The following is a 26488-nucleotide window of genomic DNA, read 5'->3' on the forward strand; positions in this document are numbered from 1 at the left end:
AATGGAGGGAATTGCTCAGATGTATACACCCCATCCGGCGATGAAACCGAAGCTGCGCAGGGATCTGGAGGAAAGCCTCTTCATCTCGCGGCCCATGCCCATCCACTGGGAGGAGACGAAGGAGGCGCGCTGCGCGGGGAAGAAGGTGCGGCGGACGCGCAGCCTGCACGACATGCGCTCCCTCGAGGGCTGGGAGGCCGTGACGCCCTACGCAGCGCTGAGCGTATCGGACGCGCACGCGCTTGCGGAGGGCGGAAGCTCGATCCGCTTTACCGCGCCCTGCAGGCTGGAGCGCTGGACGGGGCGCGTCGGGCGCATCTACGCGGTGCCCAGGGCTTTCCTGCACATAGACCGGGAAAACTGGGAAGCGTGGAACCGCCTGACCGCCTGGGTCTACCCCGACATGCCGGGCTACCGCAACGTCTGCGTGCGCCTGCAGCTGCACAACGACGGGGAGCACAAGGTGCCGGACGCGTTCGACCGGGAGGGCGGACATAACCTGAACCTGAAGAACCACGCCTGGAACCGCATTCAGTTCGAGATTCCCTACGTGGCGCGCGACGAGGTGGTGGGCGTCAGCTTCGACTACGACATGGTGGGGTACGAGCCGTGCGCGCTGGGAGAGGCGTGCTGGTACATCGGGGCCCTGAGCCTGGAAGAGGTGGAGGAGCCGGACGCCTTTGAGGGCTGGGAAACGGCTCCGGGCCGAATCGCCTATTCGCACCTGGGCTATCAGCCCGGCGCGGAAAAGACGGCCGTCTGCAGCGGCGTGGCCGCCGAAGCCTTCGCGCTGGAGGACGCCGCCACGGGGCGCGCCGTCTACGAGGGGCCGGTGCGGCGGATGACGGGCGCCACGGGGACGTTCTGCGTTCTCGACTTTACGGACTTCCGGGAGGAAGGCGCTTACCGCCTGCGCGTGGGGGAGCTTTGCACGCGGCCCTTCGACATCTCGCAGACCGTCTGGATGGATTCGGTGTGGAAGACGATCAACTTCGTGTTTTGCCAGCGCTGCGGCTACCGCGTGCCGGGCAAGCACGACGCCTGCCACGCGGACCAGCGCACGCGCCACGGCGACCAGGAGATCGTGGCGAACGGGGGCTGGCACGACGCGGCGGACACGAACCAGCAGATTCAGCTGACCTGCGAGGCGGTGCACGCCTTCTTCGAGCTGGCGATGCAGGTGAAGGCGGAGGATCCCCTCCTTTACAGGCGGCTGCTGGACGAAGGAATCTGGGGCCTTTGCTACCTGCTGAAGGGCCGGTTTGGCGACGGCTACCGCACGGGGCCCTCGTCCAGCGCCGTGTGGACGGACGGCATCCGTGGCACCTGCGACGACCTGACGTTCGAGGCGGTCAACGCCCCGTTCGTCAATCTGCTCGCGGCTTGCGCCGAGGTGATGGGCAGCCGCGCGCTGCGGGAGGAGGACCCGGAGCTTGCCGCGTACGCGCTGCGCTGCGCGCAGGCGGACTTCGGCTTCGGCGCGGACATGCTGGACGACCCCGCGTTCGATCCAGCGGTGGTCACCCCCGGGCACGACAAGATGGTCTCGCGCTGCCTGATGGCGAGCATCGCGGCCTTTGCGGCGATGGAGCTTTACGAAGCCACGGGCGAGCAGGCGTATGCCTGCCGCGGCGCGGGCTACGGGGATTACGTCGTATCCTGCCAGCAGCGCACGTTCCTTGAAGGGGCCGAGGAGAAGATCGCGGGCTTTTTCTACCGCGACCCGCGCCACAGGACGGTGATCCACTACAATCACCGCAGCCAGGAGGACAAGACGGCCCTCGCGCTCATCGCCCTGTGCCGCCTCCTGCCGGAGCACCCGCACTGGATGAACTGGCACAGCGCGCTGCTGTACTACATGGACTATGTCAAATGGACGATGCGCGCGGTGGCGCCCTACGGCATGCTGCCCAGCGGCATCTACTCGCTGGACGAAATCGACGACCGGGACACGTTCAGCCTTATGCACCCGATCTTCGCGATGTTCGCGGGCAAGGATCAGGCGGGGCAGCAGGCGGAGACGTTCCTGCACTACACGGACCAGCTGGAGGCGGGCATCCGCCTGAACGACCGGCATTTTCTGCGCCGGTTCCCGGTGTGGTATTCCTTCCGGGGCAATTACCACGTGCAGCTCTCGCTGGGCAAGGCGGTGTCCGCGGCCTCCGTCTACCTCAACGATAGGCGGCTCTACGACATCGCGCAGGAGCAGTTCGCCTGGATCATCGGCAAGAACCCCTTCTGCGAATCGATGATGTTCGGCGTAGGCAACGACTACGGCACGCAGTACGCGGTGCTTCACGGCGACGCCGTGGGCGAGCTGCCCGTGGGCATGCAGTCAAACGAGGAGCGGGACGCGCCCTTCTGGCCGCAGGCCAACAACTGCACGTACAAGGAAGTCTGGATGGGCCCTCCGGGCAAGTGGCTCGCGATGATGGCGGACGAATACCTGCCGGGGCGGGTGACGGGCCGCCTGGACGTGGAAACGGTCACGTTCACGCACGCGGGAACCGACAAAACCTACACGTTTGCGGCGGAGGACGGCCGGCTCGACGCGCGGTTGCCCGCGGGCGACTATCGGGTTTCCTGCGCGGGCGGCGCAAGGCGCCTGACGGTGGTGGCGGGCGGCAGCTACGAGCTCGCCCTGCCGCTCGTGGATTACGCGCTGAACGCCGGGCGGTCGGGGCGGCGGGTCCGTCTCACGCTGCGCGGGGCCGGGCGGGCGAAGCTTTGCGCGGACAACCTGGAGCTGCCTGTGGATTCCGTCTCCCTGACCCCGGAGGGCGTCGTCCTCACCGCGCGCATCGTGGACGAGGCGGCGCCCTGGGCCGCGGCGATGCTGCCTGAGGGCCGGCCCGCGGACAGGGTCAGCGTGACGGGCTGACAGATCAAAGGAGGATGTAAAGATGAAGGATCGCGAACGCCTGGTGCTCGGCGCAGCCCTGGCGATGGGGGCGCTGAACGCCGCCCAGCTACGGCGTTTTCTCTTCGAGACGGACCTTTCCCCGGAGTTTGACATGGCCTGGACGCTGGCGGAGCTGCGCGAAGCGGGCCTGCTCACGCAGACCGTCGGAGAATCGGGCATTCAATACCTGCTTTCGCCCCTGGGCGCGGAGGCGCTGCGCGCGGAGCCGCTTTCAAAACAGCTTGAGCAGTCCATCGCGGAAAAGGCGGAGGAATACCGCAGACTCTTTGCGCAGGAACAGAATTATCTCGCCCAGTACAGCGAGCAGGCGAACGGCATCATCCCCGTATTCCTGTCCATCCGGCAGAACGAAAAGGTGCTCTTTAAGATCAGCGTGATCGTACACGACGTGGCGACCGCGGAAAAAATCAAGCGGCACTGGATGGAGAACGCGCACAGGGCTTACGAAGAGACGTGGCGGTGCATCGCGGAGGGCGAGCCCCTGCCGGTCTTTGATTGAGGAGCGGCGCCATGAAGAAGTACGATCCATTCGACGCGCAGACCCCCTATCCCCGGACGGAGCAAATGCCGTACCCGGAGGGAATGATAAAGCGCATCACGCACGACGGACGCGAGGACATGCTGCCCTTTTTGCACGACGTGACGCTCGCCTCCTACGGGGGATGCATTTACGAGGCCTGGTACAACTCCACCTCAGCGGAAATCTGCGGTTCCTCGCTCATCCGCGGGCGCTTTTCCAGGGACGGCGGGGAGACGTGGTCGCCCCCCTTCCGCGTGGTCGGCGAGGCCGGGCAGGCGGAGGAACACTTCGTGCCGGCGGACCTGTTCGTGCACGCGGGCAGGCTGTACGCGCTGATTACGACCATGACCGGCAAGAACATGACGGTGAACCTACAGCTGTACGGCCAGAGAACGGACCCCATGGCCCCCTGGGAAAGGATCGGCAAGGTCGCGGAGGGCTTCATCTGCAACACCCCGCCCCAGCGCATGGACAACGGCCGCTTCATCGTCGGCGGCTGGATGCCGAAGAAGGAGCAGGACCCGGCCTTTCCGGTGGTGCTCATCAGCCAGGGGGAGCATATCGAAGCGCCGTGGCGGTGCGTCTTCCTGTTCGATCCCCTGCACCCGCTCGCGCCGCGCATCCGCTGCGCGGAGATATCCGTGGTCGCGCAGGGGAAAAGGGCCGTCGCCTACGTGCGAAACGACGAGGGCCCTTCCTTCGTCTTTGAGAGCGTCGACTTCGGGGAAACCTGGTCGCCGCCCATGGAAAACACCCTGCCCATCGGAAACTCCAAGATTTTTGCCGGCGTTCTATCGGACGGGCGGCCGTATCTGGTGTATAATCAGGATCGCGGGTATTTTGTGCGCACGCTGCTGGTGCTCGCGGTCGCGGACCGGGAGACGGGGCGGTTCAGCCGGGTGTACAAGCTTTTCGAGGGTCAGGACGAACAGCTCGGCCGGGGACGAACCTGGTTCTATCCCTGCGCCTGCGAGCAGGACGGCTATCTGTACGTGGCCGCCACGCTTCAGGAACCCACGGACGTTCGAAGCGCCGTGATGGCCAAGATGCCCATCGCGTCTTTATAAGAGGACAGGAGTGAGATTTCAGATGAAGATTACATTGCTGGAGCCGATCGGCATTTCGCAGGCGTTGCTTTCGGAGCTCTCCGAGCCGATCCGGGCGGCGGGACACGAATTTTGCAGCTATGCGGACCGCACCTGCGATCCGGGCGAGCTGGCGGAGCGTTCGCGGGGCAGCGAGGTGGTGATGATCGCGAACACGCCTTACCCGAACGAGGTGATCCGCGCTAACCCCGGCCTGAAGATGATCGACGTGGCCTTCACCGGCATCGACCACATCGGCCACGAGGCCTGCCGTGAGCGGGGCGTTCAAATCTGCAATGCGGCGAATTACTCGAACCAGACCGTCGCGGAGCTGGTCATCGGGCTCACGATCGGCCTGCTGCGAAAGATCGATCTGGCAGGCGAACGCGTGCGCACGGGCGGCACGGCGGCGGGCCTCATGGGCCGCGAGATCGCCGGGCGCACGGTGGGCATCATCGGCACCGGGCGCATCGGCATGCTCACAGCCCGGCTCTTTCACGCCTTTGGCGCAAGGCTCATCGCTTATTCCCGCAGCCGCAACCCGGAGGCGGAATCGCTGGGCATGACCTACGTATCCCTGGAAGAGCTCCTGCGGGAAAGCGACATCGTTTCGCTGCACACGCCCAGCAACGCGGCGACGCGCGGCATGATCGGCGCGGAGCAGATCGCGCTGATGAAGCCGGACGCCCTCTTCATCAACTGCGCGCGCGGCCCCATCGTGGACAGCCGCGCGCTGGCCGACGCGCTGAACGAGGGGCGCATCGCGGGCGCGGGCATCGACGTGTTCGACGCGGAGCCGCCGATTCCGGCGGACGAGCCGCTGCTGCACGCGAAGAACGCGCTGCTCACGCCGCACATCGCCTTCGCTTCGGAGGAATCCATGGTGCGCCGCGCGCGGATCGCTTTTTCAAACGTGTACGCCTACTTGAAGGGCGCGCCGGAAAACCTGTGCAGGCTGGAGTAGGAAAACGTCAGCCCCGCGGCAAGGCCGGTCGATGCGATTGCAAAGGAGAAAGGAAAGGCACGCTCGCAGTGCGACGCTGTATCGGCAATCTGTCCGTCCCGCCGGAATCCAACCGGCGGGACGGATTTTGACGTTTACGGCGCCCCTGCGCGCGCGGGCGCCCCGGTTGACAGCCCCGGACAAAAGCGCCTATAATATCCCTGAAGCGCGATATTTGACGCATGGGGACGAGAATTGGCGACGCGGCGGACGCCGCTGAAAGGGGGCGCCATGTTGGAATATCTCATCTTTACCTTAAATCCGCCCTTTCAGGGCGAGCTTCGCGTGCAGGTGCGCGTGTACGACGGCAGCGTGCAGGTGACGGTCAAGAGCGAGGATTATCCCGCCGAAAACGGAGACACCTGGCTGGAGGGCGAGGCGGCGCAGCGGTTTTTGCAGGCGCTGCAAAACGTGCGCATCAGCGGCTGGCGCTCCGCCTACGCGGAGGACGGCCCCCAGGACGGCATGACGTGGTCGATCGAGTACAAGCAGGCGGGCAAGCACTGCCGGACGATCAGCGGCAGGAACGCCGGGCCGGAAAACTGGCTGGACTTCCTTTCGGTCATGGACTGCGTGGCCCCGGTGCTCAACCCCGCCCAGGTCGACCGCATCTCGCTGGAGGTAAACTTCCCGGCGGAGGCGTGGACGGAGGAGGGCGCGAGCCGCGAATTTCTGGTGGCCGACCGCGCCAAGGGGCTGCTGCTGCTCGGATGCGCCACCGCGGAGGGGCGCATCACCTCGCGCGATTACTACGCGCCGGAGGACGTGAGCCTGCTGCTCGACCGCATCGGCGCGCTCCCCTTTGAGCAGCCGGCGAAGGCGGCGGAAGAGGGGGAGGACCTGCCGGTCTACAAGCTGACCTTGGAGCGCCACAAGCAGAGCCCGCTCACGATCAGCGGGCTGTACGGCAGGCAGGGGCTGCCCGCGTGCTGGCACGGGCTCATGGAGGCCATCGAGGCCTTCCGCTCGGCATTCGGCTACCGCGAACGCCTGGTGCTCCCGCGCGTGTACGCGCGCGACCTGCGGGGGGAAACCTACCTCTATTGCAGCGTGTCCTTCGGGGGCAGCCCGAGGAGCTATTACTACCGGACGGACGATCCGCGCATCGCGCCGGGCGACGCCGTGCGCGTGCCGTTCGGGGAGGAGGAGCGCGCGGGGGTCGTCGAGGCGGTTGGGCGCTTTTCGGCGCAGGACGTGCCCTATCCGCTGGAGCGGACGAAGTGGATCCTGGAGAAAATCGACGGGGAATCATAAAAAATACCGGCTGTCCGCGATGGGACGGCCGATATTTTTTTCTCCGTTTTCAGCCTGCGCCGGTCTCGCCGCTCGCTCACTTTCCGCCGGTGAGACGGACGTCGCGCCCGGCGAACCGCAGCAGGCGCATGTGCCGCGTATCCAGCAGGCGCGAGGCCACGCGCTCGGTGTAGGCGGCCTGCAGCTCGACGGGCGAAAGATTCGTGCTCACCACGGTGCCCTTTTCCGCGAGGATGCGCTCGTTCAGAATATGGTAGATCGATTCGATGGTCACATTTTCGATCATCGGTTCGGCGCCCAGGTCGTCCAGCAGCAGCAGGTCGCAGCCGCGCATTTCGTCCACCGTCTGCGCATCCTGCCCGTTCCAGTGATAACGCCGCATGACCTCGACGAGGCGGTAGGCCGTCATGCGCAGCACCGTGTACCCCCGCTCGAGCACGCGCTGGGCGACGCAGTTCATGAGGAACGTCTTGCCCAGGCCCGACTTGCCGCTGAGCAGCAGCCCGCGCGCCGGTACGTCCGGGAACGCGTCCGCGTAGCGCTCGCAGATGTCGCGCATGCGCGACATGTAGGCGCGCTGGGTGACGCCCGTGCCCGGAATCACCTCGTCCGGAAAGACGGCTTCGTCGAACGCCGCAAAGTTTTCCCGGTCGAGCCCCGCGAGGTTCTCGTCCTGATACAGGCGGTTCATCACGCGCTGGCGCAGGCAGGCGCACTGCTCGTGGATGGGCTCGCCCACGTAGCCCGTGTCGCGGCAGACGGGGCAGCGGTAGACGGGCTGCAGATAGTCCTCCGAAAAGCCCAGGCGCGAGAGCTCCGCGCGCAGGCTTTGGTTGAGCGTCTCCAGCTCCGCCTCGAGCCCGGCGGCGATGCGCTGCGCCTCCTCCGGCCGGGCAAAGGCGGCGCGCATGCGCGCGTAGAAGATTTCCTCGCGCCGCGCAAGCAGGCGCGCCGCCTCTCCGGAACGGGCGGCGACCTCCTCACGGCGGCGCAGCTCCTCGCGCCGGTTGAGCGCGCGCTGGTTCTCGTACGCTGCGAGCTGCTCGCGCAGCACGTTTTCACGGCTGATCATGCATTCCCTCCGTCTTCGTCCTTCATGATGTCAAAGAAGAGCGCGTCGAGCTCGTCCTCCGAATAGGTGCGCTGTTCGTAGCGGTGCTTGGCCACTTCCCTGACGGGGCGCGTAGCGGACGGCTTTGCCCCGGCGGCGGCGGGCGCACCGCCCGCGCCGCGGCGGTCGTGCTCGGCCCGCGCGCTTGCGGCGTCGTGGATGCCCGCTGCGTTCCAGCTTCCCAAGATCTTGTCGATGAAGGGCATGGGCGCCTTCGCGCCCACCGCGTAGGCGGCGGCCAGCAGCAATACATCCTGCGGCATGCCCAGGTCGTCCTGCCAACGGTGCAGGAGCCTGCGATCGGCGGCAGAGGGGCGAGCCTCCACGCCGGCGGCTTCGTATATCTGCTGGAGCTGGCCGTTGTCCCGCTTGACGGCGCGCAGATAGTCCTCCGCCGCGGCGCGGGTGAACAGCCCGCGCTGGCGCCACGCGTCCAGCCGCTGGCCCACGGAGTCGAGGCTGTTGCCGCCGTTGTGGTGGGCGACCTGCGCGGCGAGCAGGATCGCGTCCCACTCGAAGCCCTGCTGCTGCCACAGCGCGATGACCGAGACGTCGTGCTCCGTGGGGGAGACGCTGCGCCGGCCGAGCTGGGCGAGCAGCTCGCGCGCCGGGGCCATGGCCTGCTGCTCCTGCGTAAGGCGCGCGGCGATCTCGCCCGCGTCCCGCGTGCCCAGCTTGTGCTGGCGGCTGAGGATGCCGTCCAGGTAGGCCATGGTGGGCGTGCCCTTCGTCGTCTCGCGGCAGGCCTCGAGCACGGCCTCCGCCGTGAAGCCCCAGTCGCGCACCCACTTGTTGAAGAGCGCCTCCTCGTCCTGCGAGGGCTCGCGGCGCTGGCCGAGCCTGCGCAGCACCCGCCGCAGGTCCTGCTTCATCTGCTTGGAGGAACGCGTCATCTCCTCCACGTCTTCGATGGTCGTGACGCCGCCCTGCGCCCACTCGCGCGCGAGCGCGTCCGCCTTTTCAAAGGAGAAGCGGATGCCGTACAGGTCGATGCAGTGGCGGATGAGCATCAGCACCACCTCCTGCGGCAGCTCCAGAATCTCCATCCAGTCGTAGATGCGCTGGTAATCCTGCTCGTAGAGGCGGCGCTTTTTGTCAAAGAGGCTTCGCAGCTCCTCGTTGAACTCGCGGTAGCGGTACAGGTCCTGCGAAGGGTCCGTGCTCGCGGTGAGCTGGGCCTGCTTGAGGTTCTTGTAGGCGTAGGCGGGCGGGTTGTCGCCCACGCGGCGCACCGCGCCCTGGCGCTCCCAATACTGAAAGGCGCGGAACACCGCGTCTTCCTCCATCCCCAAATCCTTGGCCATGGCGGCAAGGCTCATGCGCTCGGCGGGATGGTAGCACTGCATCAGGCCGTAGATGTAGACCTTGACGAAATCGCCCGGCGCGCGCAGCATGTATTCCTGAATGTAGAGGTTCTCCAGCGGCGTGCAGTCGAAGAGGGCGTACGGATCCTGAAAGGTGCAAAAGGGCATGCGGCATTCTCTCCTGTATCGTTGATAGCGTTATGATAACACAAACGCGCGCGCAATACCAGCGCGAAAAGAGGCTGACCCGTCCCTGGCTTTAGGTGCGCGCGCCCGCGAAGTATGCTATACTGTGTGGAGCAAAGGAGGAATGCAGGTGGACAATCGTTGGATAGATACATCGCGCATCTCGCTGGAGGGGCTTCTCAACACGCGCGACCTGGGCGGCTGCCCGGCGGCGGGTGGGCTGCGCGTCCGCAGCGGGCGGCTGCTGCGCAGCGGCATGCTCGCGCGCGCCAGGGGGCGGGACATCGAAATCTTAAAGGCCGAGCACGGGCTTAGGACGGTGGTGGACTTTCGCACCCCCACGGAGGCGTCGCAGATGCCCGACCCCGCCATCGAAGGCGTGCGCTACGTCTCCGCGCCCCTGCTGGACGAGGAGAACCTCGGCGTCACCCGCGAGGCGAAGGTCGATTTTACGGACTACGTGGGCCAGATGCTCTTTTACGTGAAGACCGCCGGGACGGACATCGGCGCGTACTTTGAAAAGACCTACCCCGCCATCGCTACGGGCGAGGGGGCCATGCGCCAGCTCCGCCGCTTCTTCGACGTGCTGCTGGAGCAGGAGGAAGGCGCGGTGCTCTACCACTGCACGGCGGGCAAGGACCGCGTGGGCACGGCGACGGCGCTGCTGCTTTCGGCGCTGGGCGTCCCAAGGGAGCTGATCGTCGAGGATTTCCTCTTTACCAACGCCTGCCTGCGGGAGGAGACGGAGGGCATGATGCGCGCGGCGGCCACCCGCACCGAAGATGAGGCGGCGGTGCACGCGCTTGCGATGCTCAACTCTGTGCGAGCGAGCTATCTGGAGGCGGTCTTCGCCGCCATCGAGGCGCGCTTCGGCTCGGTGGAGGCCTACCTTTCGGACTGCATGGGCCTGACGGACGAGCGGCTTGCAAAGCTTAGGTCGATGTACCTCGCGTGAGGAACGGCGCGGAGGGGCACGCACCCATCCGCGCCGTTTGATCCCTGTTATTTGATATTTAAATATCAAATACTTTCTTTTTGTGTCCAAATATATGTTGATTTTGTGTGAGAGATTGATGTATAATAAACGAAGCGGGCGGTGCGCCCGGATTGTATTAAAGGAGGAGAAACACATGTTGGGAAGGAAAGCGCTGTCCGTGCTGCTGGTGCTCGCGATGCTGCTGGGCCTTGGTGCGGCCGCGTCGGCCGAGGGCATGACGCCGGGCACGTACACGCAGACGGTAAACGCGATGCACGGGCCGCTGACGGTGGAGGTGACCGTCAGCGCGGACAGGATTGAATCCGTCGAGGTGACGGATCACGTGGAGACGCCGGGCGTCGGCGACCAGGCGGTGAAGGACATTCCGGAGCGCGTCGTGGGCGCGCAGTCCCTCGCGGTGGACGCGGTCACGGGCGTCACGATTTCCAGCCGCGCGATTCTCTCCGCGGTGGAAAAGTGCCTGGCGGAGGCGGGCGCGGACGTGGACGCGCTGAAGGCCGCGCCTGAGAAGACCCCGGCGGGCGACGTCGAGGCCACGGCGGACGTCGTCATCGTGGGCGGAGGCGGCGCGGGCCTGGCGGCGGCGGTCGCGGCGACGGACGCGGGCGCGTCGGTCATCCTGATCGAGAAGTCCGGCTTCCTGGGCGGCAACTCGATCGTCGCGGGCGGCATCTACAACGCGCCCGACCCGACCAAGCAGGACTATGCCACCAACGTCTCCGGCGACTTGGGCTCGCTGGTGGAAGCGGCCATCGCGGAGGAACCCGTGAGCGACGCGCACAAGGCGCTGATGGACGCGGTGCGCGCGGAGTACGAGGCCTTCCGGCAGACCGATAAGACCATTTACGACAGCCCGAACTGGTTCGCGCTGCAGACCTGGAACGGCGGCGACAAGGTCGCCGAGCTGAGCATGGTGCAGGAGCTGGCGGACAATTCGCTCTCCAGCCTCAAGTGGCTGGAAGGCATGGGCATGGAGTTCACCGACACGATCACCCACGGCGCGGGCTCGCTGTACCCGCGCACGCACGCGGCCGTGAAGCCCAACGGCGTGGGCTACATCGACGCCTTTACGCAGACGCTTTCCAGCCGCGAGGGCTACACGCAGATGATGGAGACGACCGGCAAGAGCCTCATCGTGGAGGACGGCAAGGTCGTCGGCGTCGTCGCGGAGGGCAAGGACGGCAACGCCGTCACCCTGCACGCGACGAAGGGCGTCATCCTCGCGACCGGCGGCTTCGCGGGCAACGTGGAGCTGCGCCAGAAGTACTGCGAGGGCGAGAAGTGGCCCGACCTGAGCGCGAAGGTGCCGACCAGCAACATGCCGGCGGTCACCGGCGACGGCATCTTCATGGCCGAGGCGGCGGGCGCGCAGCTCGTCAACATGGAGCAGATTCAGCTTCTGCCCTACTGCAACCCGCAGACGGGCGCGACCTACGACATCATGAGCGGCAGCACGCTGGGTATCTTCGTCAACAAGGAAGGCACGCGCTTCGTGCGCGAGGACGGCCGCCGCGACGAGATGGCCAAGGCCATCATCGACCAGACGGACGGGATGATGTACATCGTCTTCAGCGGCGACAGCGCGAGCCTTGAGAGCAAGGCGCTGGGCGGCCTGACGCTGAGCTACTACCTGGAGCACAACATGGCGGGCTACGTGATGGCGGACACCGTCGCGGAGCTGGCCGAGAAGCTCGGCGTGCCCGCGGACGCGCTGGAAAAGACCGTCGCGGACTACAACGGCTACGTGGAGGCCGGCGTGGCCGATCCCTTTGGCCGCGTCTCCTACGGCACGAAGATCGCGACCGGCCCCTTCTTCGCCTACCCGCGCAAGCCTGCCGTGCACCACACGATGGGCGGCGTGCGCATCGACGGCGAGGCCCACGCGCTGAGCGGCGAGGGCGCCCCGATTCCGGGCCTCTACTGCGCGGGCGAGATCACCGGCAACATCCACGGCGGCAACCGCCTGGGCGGCAACGCCATCGTCGATTTCTGCGTGTTCGGCCAGATCGCGGGCACGAACGCGGCGGCGGGCAAGTAAGGCGCGACACTGTGCCTGAAACTCGCTAACGCGCCAGAGACACCTCCCTCTTGAGACGGGGGGTGTCTTTTTATAAGCGGGAGCTTCTTATTTGGCGGTTACGAAATACCAGTTCGGATCGAGCGCGTATTGTTCCAATATCTCTTCGGGAAACAGGTCGGCGTTCGTGAGGGGAACGCCCTTGGAGGTGTAGATGACCGCAGTATAAGGAATAACAACCGGCCCACGAAACACCCAAAACGTTACGATAAGGTTGCCCGATTCGCCGCTGCGGACGTTCGCCGTGCCGTCCACGGAGAGGTGCCGGCCATAATCCGCGAGCGAAACGCTGCCCAGTTTATTCGGTTCCAGGTCTCCTTGTTCGATGGCCTGAACGGCTTGCAGGCGGGCAGACGCGTATAGGGCGTGCTCTACACGTACCTTGAGCATGCTCAGCGGCGCGCAGGTACATAAGATGACGACGGCGAGCCACGTCGCCAGAGGCCAGAGGGAGCGGTACTTCCATTTTTTCCAGCGCTTTATGCCAAAGATCAGGCAGCTTATCCCCATGAGCAGCGAGGCGATGCGAAGCAAATGGACAGGAATGAACATCAAAAACGGAGTGATCGCTTCGCTCATCTCATTTTGAAACCAGACAGACGCCAGTAAGACAACCGACCATACAATAAGAGCCGCCGCAATTTTTCCTGCACGCATATTGAACCCCTCATTTCCCACTTTTAAAAATGATTGTAACATAAACAGTGTGTTAAAACTAGGAAATTGGATGAAATTGGATGGCCTGCGCGCAGATGAACGAATAGGCGCGCCCGGCTTTTTTCGCCGCGCGTTCACATCCCGGCCATCTTTTTGCCCGCCGCGCGCGCTATGATGGACGAAAACGCTTGAGCGGGGGGAGATCGGTATGAAGAAGCGCGCGGCGATCTATCTGGCGGGGCTGCTCTGCTGCCTTTGCGTCTATGCGCTCGGGGACCGGCTTTCGCGCGGGGAATCGCAGCGGCTGGCCTTCCCGGATCAGGGCTTTTCCTTGCGCGTGCCGCAGGCATGGCGCTTTCAGGCGGAGGAGCCGGAGGCGGGCGGGCAGCTCCTGGGCTGGGCGGGCACGGAGGACGGGACCGCCTTTCTCTGCATCTCCGCCCGGCAGGAGGCGACGGGAGAGAGCCTTTCGGACAGGACGGAGGAGGAGCTCGCGGCGCTGGTAAAGGAATGGCAGGAGGCGGGCTACGAGCAGACCGGGACGAGCCGCGCGGGCGGCGTGACGTTCCTGACCTGCCGCTATCAGGGGGCGGACGGGTATCCCTGGATCACCTACACGACGTGGGCGGACGGCATGCAGCTCACGTTCGACTTCAGCGCGGACGCCGGGGGCGCGGAATTTCGCTCGCTGTGCCGGCAGATCATGTCCACGTTCACCTGGCTATCGTAGAAATGCGCGAGATTGTTACAGCCAAAACCCCGTTTATGTCGTATAATGGGGGTAACATGCTTTGGACATTGCCGATATGGGGAGGATGAAACACATGAACGAAGAGGAAAAGATTCTGTCGGGGGTGCTGTTTTCGCCCGGCGACCCGATGCTGAAGGCGATCAAGCTGAGGACGCACAACCTGTGCACGGAGTACAACCAAACCTTTGAGGACGAGACGGAAAAGCGGCGGCAGCTCGTCCGCGACATTTTCGCGGACGTGGCCGACGGCGTCTTTTTGCAGGGGCCGATCTACATCCATTACGGGAAGCACACGACGTTGGGAAGGCACTTTTTCGGGAACTTCAACCTGACGATTCAGGACGACGCGCCGGTCACGATCGGGGATGACTGCAACTTCGGCCCGAATGTGACGATCGTGACGCCCGTGCACCCGATGCGCGCGGACGAACGACGCGAAATGTACACGGCGGAGGGCGAGCGCAAGCGCCTTTGCTACGCGAAGCCCGTGCACATCGGCAGCGACTGCTGGTTCGGCGCGAACGTGACGGTCTGTCCGGGGGTCACGATCGGGGATGGCTGCGTGATCGGGGCGGGCAGCGTCGTCACGCGGGACATTCCGCCAAACAGCTTTGCGGCGGGCGTGCCCTGCAAGGTCATTCGGGAAATCACCGAAAAGGACAGCATGCGCTATCTGCCGGAAATTCTGGCGGACAACCGGATCGGGCCGGAGGACGGCGAGGCGTAAGGGCGGGCCGCGGGGCGGCGCGCCCAACAGGCGGACGCTTTCGCCGGGGAGACGGCCCGAAACAGGCAAAGCCGCGTTCAAAAGGCGAATACAAAAAGACCTCACGCTTCAGCGAGACGCTGCGGCGGGAGGTCTTTTGCGTGGCGTTTGATGGGGCGGGGCTCATTCGTCCCCGTCGTCCGACGGCGCGCCGGCATGAATCGCCGCCGCGTACTGGCGGAGGATTTCGTGCGCGCAGGTGATTTGATACTGGGAAAGCCCCTGAATCAGTTTGTCTATGGGGCTCGCCTCGCGGCTGTTGTTCACGCCGTAGACGATAAAATCGGTGGATACATTGAGCGCGGAAGCCAGCCTGCCCAGTGGAGGGATTGTCATGCTCTTGTTGCCTTTTTCTACTTCGGCAAGGAATTGAGGAGAGATATCAGCCATTTCTGCCACTTTTTCTCGAGACAACCCAAGCTCGTCTCTGCGCCTGCGAATACGTTTCCCGATGGGCAGATTATCGTCCCTTGCCATGAGCATTCCCTCCTTTCACTATAGAATATCTATTGCATAGAAAAAACGATACAAACTATAGCGTAATTTTATGCTATAGATTGAAAATCAACTAAAGATAGTTTATACTGCTATTGATGATAATATGGGAGGGTGATTCGATGCCGACGGATAAGGAAGGAATCGAGCGGGCGCTCAGGACCCTGCCGTCCCTGCCCTTCCCCCTGGACGAGGAGCGCTGCGGCGCCCCGGCCGTCCGCGAGACGGCGGTGTCCGGCGTCTACCGCATCGATCTCTTCCCGCGGCTCAGCGGCGTGGACGCGGAGAATCGGTGCCGCCTGTACGCTGCCTCCCCGCAGCGGGCGCGGGAGGTCTTTTCGGGCGAGGTGCTGGCCATGGGGAGGGAAGAAGGAGCGCTCTGGTTTGTCACGATCCATTCCGCCTTCGCGGCGGAATACGAGCTGTGCCGCTACCGGCAGCGCACGGCGTCCGGGCGGGAGCGCGCGAGGCTGGAACGCGAGGCGATGGCCTGCGCCCTGCTGGGCGCGAAGGACGAATCGGGCTACTTCGGGGAATAGACGCCGCCCGAGCGCACGCCGGACGGGGGACGCGCCCGCTACCGGCAGGCGGATCGGGGCGTCTGGTTCGTCGAAGGGGGCGGAAATTGGTTCTTCGCTGTCATGCGGCCGCTGCTGCGATCTATGGAGGACGAGGCGCTGGACTTGGCCTGCCCGAACGCGGGCCCTTCGTCCCCCTGCGTTTTCTGGCGCCTGGAGGCGTGCGCGCCGGCCGTCTATCATCTCCTGTACGATGAGGGCCGGGAGGGGCTGCGGGCGTGGATCACGTCGCGGGAGGACCTCGTCAACGCCGTCTGGCGCGCATGCCCGGCCTTCGCCCGCCAAAGGCAGGCCTTTGCGCAGAGCGTGAAAAGCATCGACGCGGGCTACGGCAAATCGCCGGCCTTCAGCGGCTTCGACTTTACGCGCACGGGCCCCGGCGACCGGGAATTTCTGCGAAAAGAACGGCTTGGCGCTTGACGCGGGCAAAAAACTGTGCTAGACTGATCCCCAATATACAGGACGGGGGCGGCGAGGATGGAGCGCTTTTATCAGACGGTTTGCCTGAACAGGGACGACGATCGATAGCGCTTGCAGCCGCTTCGCGCGGGTGCAGGCGCTTGACGTTTGCGCCTGTGCGGGAGCCGGTAGAGATTTACAGAAGGACCGCATGGACAGGAAGTTGCCCGTGCGGCCCTTTTTCTATATCCATCCCGCAAGGAGGGAGAGGGGGTGATGGGATGGGGCATAGGGATGATGCCCTCGCGGACGCCGGCGCTGCGAACGAAAGCACGCGGACGACCGACGACAGGAGGAATGTAAACCATGGAAATCAGAACGATTCCCGCGGCCCTGAACCGGAACTTTGTAGAGGCGGAGGCATTGGGGGAGCACATCGGGCGGCAGGTCAGGATCTGCGGCAGCGTCTATAAGCTGCGGCGCATGAGCGGTTTCGCGTTCGTGTTGCTGCGAACGGGGCGAAGCATGGTGCAGTGCGTGTACTGCAAGGAGGACTGCGCCTTCCCGCTGGAGGCGCTCGCGGAGGAAAGCTGCGTGGCCGTGACGGCGGACGTCGCCGCCGAACCGCGCAGCCGCGCGGGCTACGAGCTGAAAATTCGGGAGATCGAGGTGCTCTGCACCCCCGCGGCGCCGCCGCCCGTCGTCATCAACCAGAAGCGGGTGGACACGTCCCTCGATCATCTGCTGGACGCGCGCGCGGCCACCCTGCGCAACGAGCGGGAGCGCGCGATCTTTCTCGTGCAGGCGGGGCTCTGCGAGGGCCTGCGCGCGTTTCTTTCGCGCGAGCGCTTCACGGAGGTACACACGCCCAAGATCGTGGCCTCCGGCGCGGAGGGCGGCGCGAACATCTTTCATCTGGACTACTTCGGCCGCGCGGCCTGCCTGGCCCAGAGCCCGCAGCTTTACAAGCAGATGCTGGTCGGCGTCTTCGGGCGGGTGTACGAGATCGGGCCCGTCTTCCGCGCGGAGAAGCACGACACCTCGCGCCACCTGAACGAATACACCAGCGTGGACCTGGAGATGGGCTACATCGAGGGCTTCGAGGAACTGATGCGCCTGGAGACCGCGATGCTTTCCGGCACGCTGCAAAGCGTCGCGGAGGCCTGCGGGCCAGAGATTTCGCTGCTGGGCGCCAGCATCCCCCAGATCGAGGGCATTCCCGCCGTCCGCTTTGGGGAGGCCAAGGCCTGGGTCGCCCGGGCCCTTGGCAGGGGCGTGCGCGATCCCATGGACCTGGAGCCGGAGGAGGAGCGGACGCTGTGCGAGCTCGTGCAGCGGGAAACGGGCAGCGAATTCGTGTTCGTGACGCGCTACCCGAGCGCCAAGCGGCCGTTTTACGCGATGGACGACCCCGAAAACCCGGCGGAGACGCTGAGCTTTGACCTGCTGTTTCGCGGCATGGAAATCACGACCGGCGGGCAGCGCATTCACGACTACGCCCAGCAGGTGGAAAAGCTGGAGCGCCGGGGCATGGACGCCTCGCAGTTTGCGGACTACCTCGCGGCGCACCGCTGCGGCCTGCCGCCGCACGGCGGGCTGGGCCTGGGGCTGGAGCGGTTGACGGCCCGGCTGCTGGGGCTTGAAAACGTGCGCCGCGCCGCGCTCTTCCCGAGGGACGCGGGGCGGGTGACGCCGTAGGGGAGGATGCGCAACCCCGGCCTTTTTCCTTTTGGGCTGCCGCCGCGCGCGCGGGTGTGCTATAATACATTCAATACGATCATGCCGACAGGAGGAATCGCTTTGCCGCCATTTGCCCATCTTCACCTGCACACCGAATACAGCCTGCTGGACGGAGCCAACCGCATCGGCCCCCTGCTCGACCGCGTCAAGGAGCTGGGGATGGAGCACTGCGCCGTGACGGACCACGGCGTGATGTACGGCGTGGTGGACTTTTACGCAGAGGCGAAGAAGCGCGGCATTCACCCGGTCATCGGCTGCGAGGTCTACACCTGCGAGGACATGGACGAAAAGCACTCCGCCGCGCGCGAGTACAGCCACCTCATCCTGCTGTGCGAGAACCAGACGGGCTATAAAAACCTCGTGAAGCTGGTGAGCGAGGGGTGGACGCGGGGCTTTTATTACAAGCCGCGTATCGACATGAAGCTGCTGCGCGGGCATACGGAGGGGCTCATCGCCCTCTCCGCCTGCCTGTCGGGCGACCTGCCCAAGCTGCTGCTGGACGGGCGCATGGACGACGCCTGCCGCCATGCGCTCAAGATGCAGGAGCTGTTCGGCAGGGGGAATTACTTCATCGAGATCATGGATCACGGCATCGCGGAGGAACGCCAGGTGCTGCCCCTGCTGGTGCAGGTGTCGGAGCGCACGGGCATCCCGCTCGTCGCGACCAACGACTGCCACTACCTGCGCCGCGAGGACGCCCGCGCGCAGGAGGTGCTCATGTGCATCCAGACCGGCAAGACGCTGGACGACGAGAACCGCATGCGCATCGACACGGAGGAGCTGTACGTCAAGTCGCCGGAGGAGATGGCCAGCGTCTTCCCCCAGTGGCCGCAGGCGCTCGCGCGCACGGTGGAGATCGCCGCGCGCTGCGAGGTGACGTTCGACTTTAAGACCATTCACCTGCCCAGCTACCCCGTGCCGGAGGGGAAGACGGCGCTTTCCATGCTGCGCGAGCTTTGCGAGCAGGGGCTCGCGGAGCGATACGCGCCCGACAGGCAGGACGCGCGCGAGCGGCTCGAATACGAGCTTTCGGTCATCGAGTCCATGGGCTACGTCGATTACTTCCTGATCGTCTGGGACTTCATCCACTACGCCAAGCAAAACGGCATCATGGTCGGCCCGGGCCGCGGCAGCGCCGCAGGCTCCATCGTCGCCTACACGCTGGACATCACGACGCTGGACCCGCTGCGCTACAACCTGCTGTTCGAGCGCTTCCTCAACCCGGAGCGCATCTCCATGCCGGACATCGACGTGGACTTCTGCTACGAGCGCAGGCAGGAGGTCATCGACTACGTCGCCCGCCGCTACGGCCAGGATCACGTCTCCCAGATCATCACGTTCGGCACCATGGCCGCGCGCGCGGTCGTGCGCGACGTGGGCCGCGCGATGGGCTATCCCTACGCCGAGGTGGACGCGGTCGCCAAGCTCATCCCCATGGAGCTGAACATGACGCTGGACAAGGCGATGAAGGCGAACCCGGAGTTTCGGCGGCGCTACGAGGACGAGCCGCGCGTGAAGGCGCTGGTCGATACCTCGCTGACGCTGGAAGGCATGCCGCGCCACGCCTCCACGCACGCGGCGGGCGTGCTCATCACCCGGCAGCCGGTGACGGAGTACGTGCCCCTGCAGATGAACGACGACGTGGTGACGACCCAGTTCCCCATGGGTACCATCGAAAAGCTGGGCCTGCTCAAGATGGACTTTCTGGGCCTGCGCACGCTGACGGTCATCAGGGACGCGCTGGACATGCTGCGCGCGCGCGGCGTAGACCTGAGGCCGGAGGACATCCCGCTGGACGACCCGGCGGTGTACGAGATGATCTCAAACGGCGACACGGACGGCGTCTTTCAGCTCGAATCCGGCGGCATGCGCAACTTCCTGCAGAACATGAAGCCGCAGACCTTCGAGGACATCATCGCCGCGATTTCGCTGTACCGCCCGGGCCCGATGGACACGATCCCGCGCTACATCGAGTGCAAGCAGGACCCCTCGAAGATCGTGTACCTGCACGAAAAGCTGCGCCCCATCCTGGACGTGACCTACGGCTGCATGGTCTATCAGGAGCAGGTCATGCAGATCGTGCGCGACCTGGCGGGCTATTCGCTGGGGCGCAGCGACCTGGTGCGCCGCGCGATGGCCAAGAAGAAGCACGACGTCATGGCGCAGGAGCGCGAATACTTCATCCACGGCCTCGTGGAGGACGGCAGGGTGGTCGTGCCGGGCTGCGTGCGCGGCGGCGTCAGCGAGGAGATCGCGATCAAGATCTTCGACGAGATGACGGCGTTCGCGTCCTACGCGTTCAACAAGCCGCACGCGGCCGCTTACGGCGTGGTCGCCGTGCAGACGGGCTATCTCAAGGTGCACTACCCGGTGGAGTTCTTCGCGGCGCTGATGAACTCTGTCGCGGGCAACGCCTCCAAGATCGCCATGTACACCCAGTATTGCCGCAAGCACGGCATCGCCTTCCTGCCGCCGGACGTGAACCTGTCCGTGCGCAAGTTCAGCGCCTCGAAGGACGCGGACGGGCGCCCGGGCATCCGCTTCGGCCTGGGGGCGATCAAGAGCTGCGGGGACAAGGCGATCGACGCCATCGTGCGCGAGCGCGAGGCGGGCGGGCCCTATCGGGATATTTACGACTTCTGCCGCCGGGTGGACACCGACCAGGTGAACAAGCGCGTGGTGGAAAGCCTCGTCAAGGCGGGCGCGTTCGACCAGACGGGCGCGCGCCGGGCGCAGGTGATGGCCGTGTACGAGCGCGCGCTGGACGGCGCGGGCCGGTCGCGGCGGCAGAACATCGCCGGGCAGGTATCGCTCTTCGGGGAGATGCTGGACGACGCGCCGCCGCCCCTGCCGAACGTGCCGGAGTACCCGCTGCGGATGCTGCTGTCCATGGAGAAGGAAGTGACGGGCGTATACATCAGCGGGCACCCGCTGGACGAATACCGCAAGTCGCTCTCGCTGCTCAGGATGAACACCGGCCTGCTGGAGGACATGAAGGAGAGCCCGGACAAGGGGCTCTCGTGGGACGGCATGACGGTCAAGATGGGCGGCCTGCTGGCGGAGGTGCGCCAAAAGGCGACGAAGTCCGGCGGCATGATGGCGTTTGCGACGCTGGAGGATTTGACCGGCCAGATCGAGACGCTGGTCTTCCCGCGCGTCTACGAACGCACGGCGGCGGAGCTGGTGCCGGACACGGCGGTGGTGCTTTCCGGCCGCCTGTCCGTGCGCGAGGAGGAGGAGCCCAAGCTGCTGCTGGACAGCGTGACGCCGCTGCTGCCCGACAGCCAGCAGGGGGCGGTGCTCTCCGAGACCGCGCAGGACGAGTTTGCGGGCATGCCCGTGCCGCCGCCCGCCTACGAGCAGCAGCAGGAGCGCGTCTACAGGAACGACGAGCTGGACGCCGCGGAGCGCGCGGACCCGCCCGCGCCCAAGAAGCTGTTCCTGAAGCTGCCGGGCGAGGGGACGATCGCGGGGCTTACGCCGCTGCTCTCGCAGTACCCGGGCGAGCTGCCGGTGCTCTTCTTCCTGTCGGACCGGCGCGTGACGCTCAGCGCGCCCCGCGAGCTGTACGTTTCGCCGGATCACGGGCTCGTGCGCGCGCTGCGCGCGCGGCTGGGCGCCTCCTGCGTGGTGCTGAAGTAAAAGAGGGAACTGAATGAAAGAAGCGGCCCGCAGAACGCAGAAGCGTTTTGCGGGCCGCGAATGTTTCAGCAAACCCTATGGCGTCCCGCCGGCCTCATGCGGGCGGACGGGCGCACTTGTTGCGGGCCCACAGGAGCGTCTCCGCGAGCCCGTACGCCGCGTAGGGGAAGAGCATGACGTAGTAGGGCAGGATGTACATGGACTTAGCCTCGAAGAGCATGTGGTAGAGGCCGCCGCCGAAGATCGTGAGCGCGAGCGGCAGGTGCAGGAGCGTGCCGCGCCTGCGCAGACGCCAGAGCCCCACGGCGCCGAAAAGGTAGATCAGCGATTGAAAGGCGTTCATAAAGGCGGTGAGCGCCCGGCCGGGCGTGCCGTCGTAGACGGCGCGCACCCAGGGCGGTATGGGGCGCGCGTGCGCGCGGACTTCGCTGACCCAGATGCTTTCAAAGGTCGGCTCGGTCCATTGGCTGAGCAGCTTGTCGCCCAGGAAGGCGAACGCCCGGGCGGGATTTTGGGCAAAGCGCCAGAGGCTGTTGCGAATGCCCTCCAGGGAAGCGCGCCGGGTGGCCTGCGCGTCGCAGCCGGAGGCGTAGAACGTATCCACCCAGGAAGCGGTGTGCCAGCCTGCGGACCGTCCGTCTCCCTGACTGAGCCCCATCGCCAGCCAGGCAACCTGCGGCATGCCGGCCCCCAGGTCCGTTTGCGCCCGCGCCTCGTAGAGCGCGACGACGGCGCCCTGGGCGAGCAGCGGCAGGAGCAGCATGGCCGTTGCGGCAAGCGCCAAGGCGCGCCGCCGACGCGCGGCCGAAGGTGCGGCCGAAGGTGCGGCCGAAAGCGCGAGCGTGATCGCCATCGCGACCGCGGCGATGAGGCAGTTGTACTTGAGCAGCACGGCAGGGACGATCAGGACGAGCGAGAGGCATAGCGCCGCGCGCCGCCCATCCCGCAGGTAGGCGCAAAGCCGTTCCAGCGCCCAGAGCATGAGCGCGAGCGCTGGCAGGGTGCCGTAGACGAACGTACACAGGAACGCCGGCTGCACGAGCCCCGCGAGGAGAAGGAGGAGCAGCACGCGCACCGAGCTATCTTCAAATAAGTGCGCGCTCAGGCGCAGAAGCGCCGCGTAGGCCGCCAAGAGGCAAAGGACGTTGAAGAGCTGCATCGCCCAAAGCACGGCATCCTCCCGAAAAAGGCGGGCGGCGGCCTCGAGCAGCGCGGTGTATCCGAGCTGAAAGGGGTATGCGCGAAAATAGCTGTTTGCGTCCGAAAGCGCGCTCAGGTTTCCGCGCGCGAACGCCAGCGCCGCGCTGTACAGGGAAAGAGAGTCGAACGCCGGCATCGCGCGAACGCGAAGCACCCACGCGGCTCCGAAGACCGCGGTAAAAGCGAACAGCAGCGCGGTCAGAAACCGCCGCGGCAGGCGATCAAGGCGGGGGTACAGCCCATAAAGCATCCCCGCCACGGCGCCGATGAACAGCACGTTCAGCCAGACGGGGTCCCAGCGATAGACGGTGTATTCGTAGAGGTAGTGAAGCGGGTCCGACGTATCGAGACGGCACGAGGCGGCAAGGGACGCCGCCGCCAGAAAGAAAAAGAGAACGCCCAGCACTGCGAAGAGCGCCTGCGCGGCGTGCGCGGAAAAGCTTTTGCGCATGGGCTGTTCACCTTCCTTTTGTATGGACTGCAATTCATCATAAGGCAAGGGCGAATGCTTGTCAAGAATCACGACGATGCCCAAGGTGGAGCGGTGAAATGAAAATGTACGCATCTGCGCGTTTTCATCAATTTTCCGCAACAGGAACGCGAGATTTGCTTGACAGGGAGCCGCAAGACCTGTATACTTAAATAGCTTATTGTGGGTTCGAGCGCCGTACCGGCGGCGCGAGTCCAAATATAGATTCGCTGATTATGATAGAAGGAGTGGAAGATCCTATGTTCAGAACGTATCAGCCCAAGACGCGCCAGCGCGCGAAGGTGCATGGTTTCCGCGCCCGTATGTCCACGAAGAACGGCCGCCGCGTTCTCGCTGCCCGCCGTCGTCGTGGCCGCGCGAAGCTCACCGTCTGATTTTGCGCGCCCGGTAACTTTGCATTCCGCCCCCGTGCGCTCCACGCGCATGGGGCGGCGGCGCCGGTTTCACCCGGCGCATCTGCCCGGCCCGTCGCAAGCGTTGACATCTGCGCAAGCGGCGCGGCCCTTTTTATTATGCAAACGGCGTCGTCGGCGCCGCGAAATCGAATGCGCCGCTCGTTTGCGGCGTCTGGGAGGGCTGTTATGAAACGAATGTACAGCCTGAGAAAGAACAGCCAGTTCCAGTTCGTCTACCGGCGCGGGAAGTCCTATGCCTGCCGTGAGCTCGTGCTGCTGTTCGTGCGCGGTTCCAAGCTGCAGGTCGGCTTTTCCGTCAGCAAGAAGGTCGGGAAAGCCGTCGTGCGCAACCGCGTAAAGCGCAGGCTGCGGGAGGCATTCTCCCCGCAGATTCCCAACCTGAAGTGCGGGCAGTACGTCTTTGTCGCCCGCGAAGCCGCCGCCAGGGCGGACTTCGCGCATCTGCAGCGCTCGATGTGTTACCTGCTCAGAAAGCAGGGCCTGTATCGCGAGGAAGCAAAATGAAACGTATCCTGCTGTGGCTGATCCGGTTCTACCAGCGGAGAATCAGCCCAGGGTTGCCGCCGTCGTGCCGCTTCGTGCCGACGTGTTCCGAGTATGCGCGCCAGGCGATCGAAAAGTACGGCGCGCTCAAGGGGACGTACCTGGCGGTGCGCAGGCTGCTCAAGTGCCACCCCTTCCATCCGGGCGGGTACGATCCCGTCCCCTGAAAATGCTTTCCCCTCGGAGCGCGCGGGATGCTCCCGCGCCCCGGGACTTTTGATGAACAGATTGAACTAAGGGAGGATTACCCCCGCATGAACGTATTCAACGGTCTGCTGCTGTCGATCATTCAGGTGATTTACAAGATCATCCCCGACTACGGATGGTCGATCATCGTCTTTACGCTGCTGGTAAAGCTGTGCCTGACGCCCCTTGACCTCAAGAGCCGCCGCTCCATGAAGCGCATGTCCGACCTGAACCCCAAGCTGGAGGCCCTCAAGAAGAAGTACGGAGCCGACCAGGAAAAGTACAACCAGAAGATGCAGGAGCTGTACGCCAAGGAGAAGATCAACCCGCTCTCCGGCTGTCTGCCGATGCTGATCTCCATGCCGATCCTGTTCGCCATGTTCTACGCGATGCGCACCATCGCCAACGAGGAGCTGGTGCGCCAGTTCCTGACCTTTAAGGCCAATCCCGCCATGGACGTGAGCGCGCTCGCGCAGCCCTTCCTGTGGATCAAGAACCTGTGGATGCCCGACACGCCGTTCGCCACGGTGCTGCCGGATATGACCAGCCTGCAGGGCGTCGCCCTGGAGACGTGGAACGCGGTCAGCCAGCGCCTGTTCACGCAGGGCGTGATTCCGGAGGCGCTGAACCTTGCCAACAAAGAAGCGCTCGATACTTTTATGAAAACTGTCGTCGCGCCGTTTATCGCCTCGGCCGATTACGCCCCGCACGTCGCGGCCCTCTCGCCGTCGCTGGCTAACCTGAACTTCATCCTCTTCCGCCTGACGGTGTTCAAGGATTTCAACGGCCTGTTCATCCTGCCCGCGCTGGCCATCGTCTCCCAGATCGGCATGACGAAGATCACCGGCCAGCAAAACGCGCAGCCCGCGGCCCAGGGGCAGCCGAACATGAACATGATGACCTGGATGTTCGCGATCATGTCGCTGATCTTCTGTACCACGTCCAGCGCCGCGTTCGCGCTGTACTGGGTGTTCTCCAACGTCTTTGCCATGGTTCAGCAGATTGCCTTTGCCAAGTATTTTGAATGGCAGGACCGCAAGGCCGCCATTGCTGAGGAGGTCGGCATCAAATGACCACGCGTGAGTTCTCGGCCAAAACCACCGAGGAGGCGATCAGCGAGGGCTTAAAACAGCTCGGCTGTACGCTGTCGGACGTCAAAGTGGAAGTGCTCGACGAGGGAGCCAAGGGCCTGTTCGGTCTGTTCGGATCCAAGCCTGCCCGCGTCCGCCTGACGGTGAAGCGCGAGGAGGACGAGGACGACGGCATGTCCGACATCCTGAGTTCCCTCACGCTCAACCCGCAGCAGCAGCGCCGTCAGCGTCCGGCTCGTCCGGAGCCCGCGCCGAAGGCGGAGCCCGCACCGAGGGCAGAACCCGCACCGAGGGCGGAGTCCGTCGCGAAGGCGGAACCCGCGGCGAAGGCGGAACCCGCACCGAGGGCGGAGCCCGCGCCGAAGGCGGAACCCGCCGCGAAGGCGGAGTCTGCGGCGAAGGCGGAACCCGCCGCAAGGAGCGAATCCGCAGAGCGGCCGCGCAGCGCGGACAGGCCGCGCGGACAGCGCGGACGCGGCCCGCGCGCACCCCGGCCGGAGGGGGCCGCGCAGCGTCCCGAGCCGGTCATGCGCAAGGAGGCCGAGCTGCCCAGCGAACCGCCGGTGATGCACGACCCGCAGACGCCGGAGGGCCGCGCGCAGAAGTTCCTGATGGACGTGACGAACCTGATGGGCGTGCCCGTCAGCGTATACGTGGACAAGAACGAGGACGGCAGCCTGTACGTGCGCATGGTGGGCGACACGCTGGGCATTTTGATCGGCAGGCGGGGCGAGACGCTGGACGCGCTGCAGTATCTGGCGAGCCTGCAGGTGAACAAGGGCCGCGAGGGCTACATCCGCGTCACGCTGGACACCGAGAACTACCGCGCCAAACGCGAGGAATCCCTGCGCCGGCTGGCGGCGCGCATGGCGCAGCGCGCCGTGAAGACGGGCCGCAAGGTCGTCCTGGAGCCGATGAACCCCTACGAGCGGCGCGTGCTGCACGCCTCGCTGCAAAACCACCCGAACGTCACGACGCACAGCGAGGGCGAGGAACCCAACCGTCACGTCGTCATCACGCTCAAGGGCAAGGAAGAGCGCCCGGAAGAGAGCAAGTAAGAAGTTTTCTGAATCC

Annotated in this window: 23 protein-coding genes; 18 read left to right on the forward strand and 5 right to left on the reverse strand. The window is 65.2% G+C overall.

Features of this window, described 5'->3' with window-relative positions:
* Positions 1 to 19: 19 nt before the first annotated feature.
* The 5 genes from C1725_RS04880 (at position 20) to C1725_RS04900 (ending at position 6785) form a co-directional block, all read left to right on the forward strand.
* On the forward strand, positions 20 to 2881 hold the full coding sequence (locus C1725_RS04880) for a glycoside hydrolase family 9 protein (protein WP_346026357.1): 2862 nt from the start codon (positions 20 to 22) through the stop codon (positions 2879 to 2881).
* A gap of 22 nt (positions 2882 to 2903) precedes the next feature.
* The gene (locus C1725_RS04885; RefSeq protein WP_102410550.1) at positions 2904 to 3422 is read left to right on the forward strand and encodes a DUF4364 family protein; all 519 of its coding nucleotides are present in this window, start codon (positions 2904 to 2906) and stop codon (positions 3420 to 3422) included.
* An 11-nt stretch (positions 3423 to 3433) separates the two neighbouring features.
* Entirely contained in the window at positions 3434 to 4510 is a 1077-nt protein-coding gene (locus tag C1725_RS04890; protein WP_102410551.1) for an exo-alpha-sialidase, read from the forward strand.
* A gap of 22 nt (positions 4511 to 4532) precedes the next feature.
* Entirely contained in the window at positions 4533 to 5492 is a 960-nt protein-coding gene (locus tag C1725_RS04895) for an NAD(P)-dependent oxidoreductase (RefSeq protein ID WP_102413244.1), read from the forward strand.
* Positions 5493 to 5762: 270 nt separating this feature from the next.
* Positions 5763 to 6785, forward strand: a complete 1023-nt coding sequence (locus C1725_RS04900; protein ID WP_102410552.1) for a hypothetical protein — start codon at positions 5763 to 5765, stop codon at positions 6783 to 6785.
* A gap of 76 nt (positions 6786 to 6861) precedes the next feature.
* On the opposite strand, the gene C1725_RS04905 is transcribed toward C1725_RS04900, so the two are convergent.
* Both C1725_RS04905 and C1725_RS04910 read right to left on the reverse strand, forming a co-directional pair.
* Positions 6862 to 7857, reverse strand: coding sequence for an ATP-binding protein (locus C1725_RS04905; protein WP_102410553.1), 996 nt, complete (start codon positions 7855 to 7857; stop codon positions 6862 to 6864).
* On the reverse strand, positions 7854 to 9368 hold the full coding sequence (locus tag C1725_RS04910) for a DnaD domain protein (RefSeq protein WP_102410554.1): 1515 nt from the start codon (positions 9366 to 9368) through the stop codon (positions 7854 to 7856). The genes C1725_RS04905 and C1725_RS04910 overlap by 4 nt, the downstream gene beginning before the upstream one ends.
* A 148-nt stretch (positions 9369 to 9516) precedes the next feature.
* Between C1725_RS04910 and C1725_RS04915 the strand changes: the two genes are divergently transcribed.
* Positions 9517 to 10341: a tyrosine-protein phosphatase gene (locus C1725_RS04915; protein ID WP_346026358.1), complete on the forward strand. Its 825-nt coding sequence runs from the start codon at positions 9517 to 9519 to the stop codon at positions 10339 to 10341.
* Between the two features lie 175 nt (positions 10342 to 10516).
* On the forward strand, positions 10517 to 12421 hold the full coding sequence (locus tag C1725_RS04920) for a flavocytochrome c (protein WP_346026359.1): 1905 nt from the start codon (positions 10517 to 10519) through the stop codon (positions 12419 to 12421).
* A gap of 87 nt (positions 12422 to 12508) precedes the next feature.
* Here the strand turns inward: C1725_RS04920 and C1725_RS04925 are convergent, their stop codons facing one another.
* Positions 12509 to 13255: a hypothetical protein gene (locus C1725_RS04925; protein ID WP_146009159.1), complete on the reverse strand. Its 747-nt coding sequence runs from the start codon at positions 13253 to 13255 to the stop codon at positions 12509 to 12511.
* 70 nt (positions 13256 to 13325) lie between these two features.
* Between C1725_RS04925 and C1725_RS04930 the strand changes: the two genes are divergently transcribed.
* Both C1725_RS04930 and C1725_RS04935 read left to right on the forward strand, forming a co-directional pair.
* Positions 13326 to 13847, forward strand: a complete 522-nt coding sequence (locus C1725_RS04930) for a hypothetical protein (protein WP_102410558.1) — start codon at positions 13326 to 13328, stop codon at positions 13845 to 13847.
* A 94-nt stretch (positions 13848 to 13941) separates the two neighbouring features.
* Positions 13942 to 14595 (forward strand): DapH/DapD/GlmU-related protein, encoded by a 654-nt coding sequence (locus C1725_RS04935; RefSeq protein ID WP_102410559.1) that lies wholly within the window; start codon positions 13942 to 13944, stop codon positions 14593 to 14595.
* A 162-nt stretch (positions 14596 to 14757) separates the two neighbouring features.
* Here the strand turns inward: C1725_RS04935 and C1725_RS04940 are convergent, their stop codons facing one another.
* Positions 14758 to 15111: a helix-turn-helix domain-containing protein gene (locus C1725_RS04940; protein WP_346026360.1), complete on the reverse strand. Its 354-nt coding sequence runs from the start codon at positions 15109 to 15111 to the stop codon at positions 14758 to 14760.
* A gap of 140 nt (positions 15112 to 15251) precedes the next feature.
* Between C1725_RS04940 and C1725_RS04945 the strand changes: the two genes are divergently transcribed.
* The 4 genes from C1725_RS04945 (at position 15252) to C1725_RS04960 (ending at position 21488) form a co-directional block, all read left to right on the forward strand.
* Positions 15252 to 15668 (forward strand): hypothetical protein, encoded by a 417-nt coding sequence (locus C1725_RS04945; RefSeq protein ID WP_102410561.1) that lies wholly within the window; start codon positions 15252 to 15254, stop codon positions 15666 to 15668.
* A gap of 102 nt (positions 15669 to 15770) precedes the next feature.
* Positions 15771 to 16127, forward strand: a complete 357-nt coding sequence (locus C1725_RS04950; protein WP_102410562.1) for a hypothetical protein — start codon at positions 15771 to 15773, stop codon at positions 16125 to 16127.
* A 345-nt stretch (positions 16128 to 16472) separates the two neighbouring features.
* Positions 16473 to 17804 (forward strand): aspartate--tRNA(Asn) ligase, encoded by a 1332-nt coding sequence (gene aspS, locus C1725_RS04955; protein ID WP_102410563.1) that lies wholly within the window; start codon positions 16473 to 16475, stop codon positions 17802 to 17804.
* Between the two features lie 102 nt (positions 17805 to 17906).
* Complete coding sequence (locus tag C1725_RS04960; protein WP_346026361.1) at positions 17907 to 21488, forward strand: DNA polymerase III subunit alpha; 3582 nt, start codon at positions 17907 to 17909, stop codon at positions 21486 to 21488.
* A 94-nt stretch (positions 21489 to 21582) separates the two neighbouring features.
* Here C1725_RS04960 and C1725_RS04965 read toward each other — a convergent pair whose 3' ends face one another.
* Entirely contained in the window at positions 21583 to 23139 is a 1557-nt protein-coding gene (locus C1725_RS04965; protein WP_102410565.1) for a glycosyltransferase family protein, read from the reverse strand.
* A gap of 278 nt (positions 23140 to 23417) precedes the next feature.
* Between C1725_RS04965 and rpmH the strand changes: the two genes are divergently transcribed.
* From rpmH to jag, 5 genes are all read left to right on the forward strand, one after another.
* Positions 23418 to 23552 (forward strand): 50S ribosomal protein L34, encoded by a 135-nt coding sequence (gene rpmH / locus C1725_RS04970; protein ID WP_102410566.1) that lies wholly within the window; start codon positions 23418 to 23420, stop codon positions 23550 to 23552.
* 207 nt (positions 23553 to 23759) lie between these two features.
* Positions 23760 to 24098, forward strand: a complete 339-nt coding sequence (gene rnpA, locus C1725_RS04975; RefSeq protein ID WP_346026362.1) for a ribonuclease P protein component — start codon at positions 23760 to 23762, stop codon at positions 24096 to 24098.
* Entirely contained in the window at positions 24095 to 24304 is a 210-nt protein-coding gene (gene yidD, locus C1725_RS04980; RefSeq protein WP_102410568.1) for a membrane protein insertion efficiency factor YidD, read from the forward strand. Before rnpA ends, yidD begins: the two co-directional genes overlap by 4 nt.
* A gap of 87 nt (positions 24305 to 24391) precedes the next feature.
* Entirely contained in the window at positions 24392 to 25396 is a 1005-nt protein-coding gene (locus tag C1725_RS04985) for a YidC/Oxa1 family membrane protein insertase (RefSeq protein ID WP_346026363.1), read from the forward strand.
* Positions 25393 to 26472: an RNA-binding cell elongation regulator Jag/EloR gene (gene jag / locus C1725_RS04990; protein WP_102410570.1), complete on the forward strand. Its 1080-nt coding sequence runs from the start codon at positions 25393 to 25395 to the stop codon at positions 26470 to 26472. The genes C1725_RS04985 and jag overlap by 4 nt, the downstream gene beginning before the upstream one ends.
* Positions 26473 to 26488: the final 16 nt, after the last annotated feature.

This window comes from Beduinella massiliensis (assembly GCF_900199405.1).
Lineage (GTDB): Bacteria > Bacillota > Clostridia > Christensenellales > Aristaeellaceae > Beduinella > Beduinella massiliensis.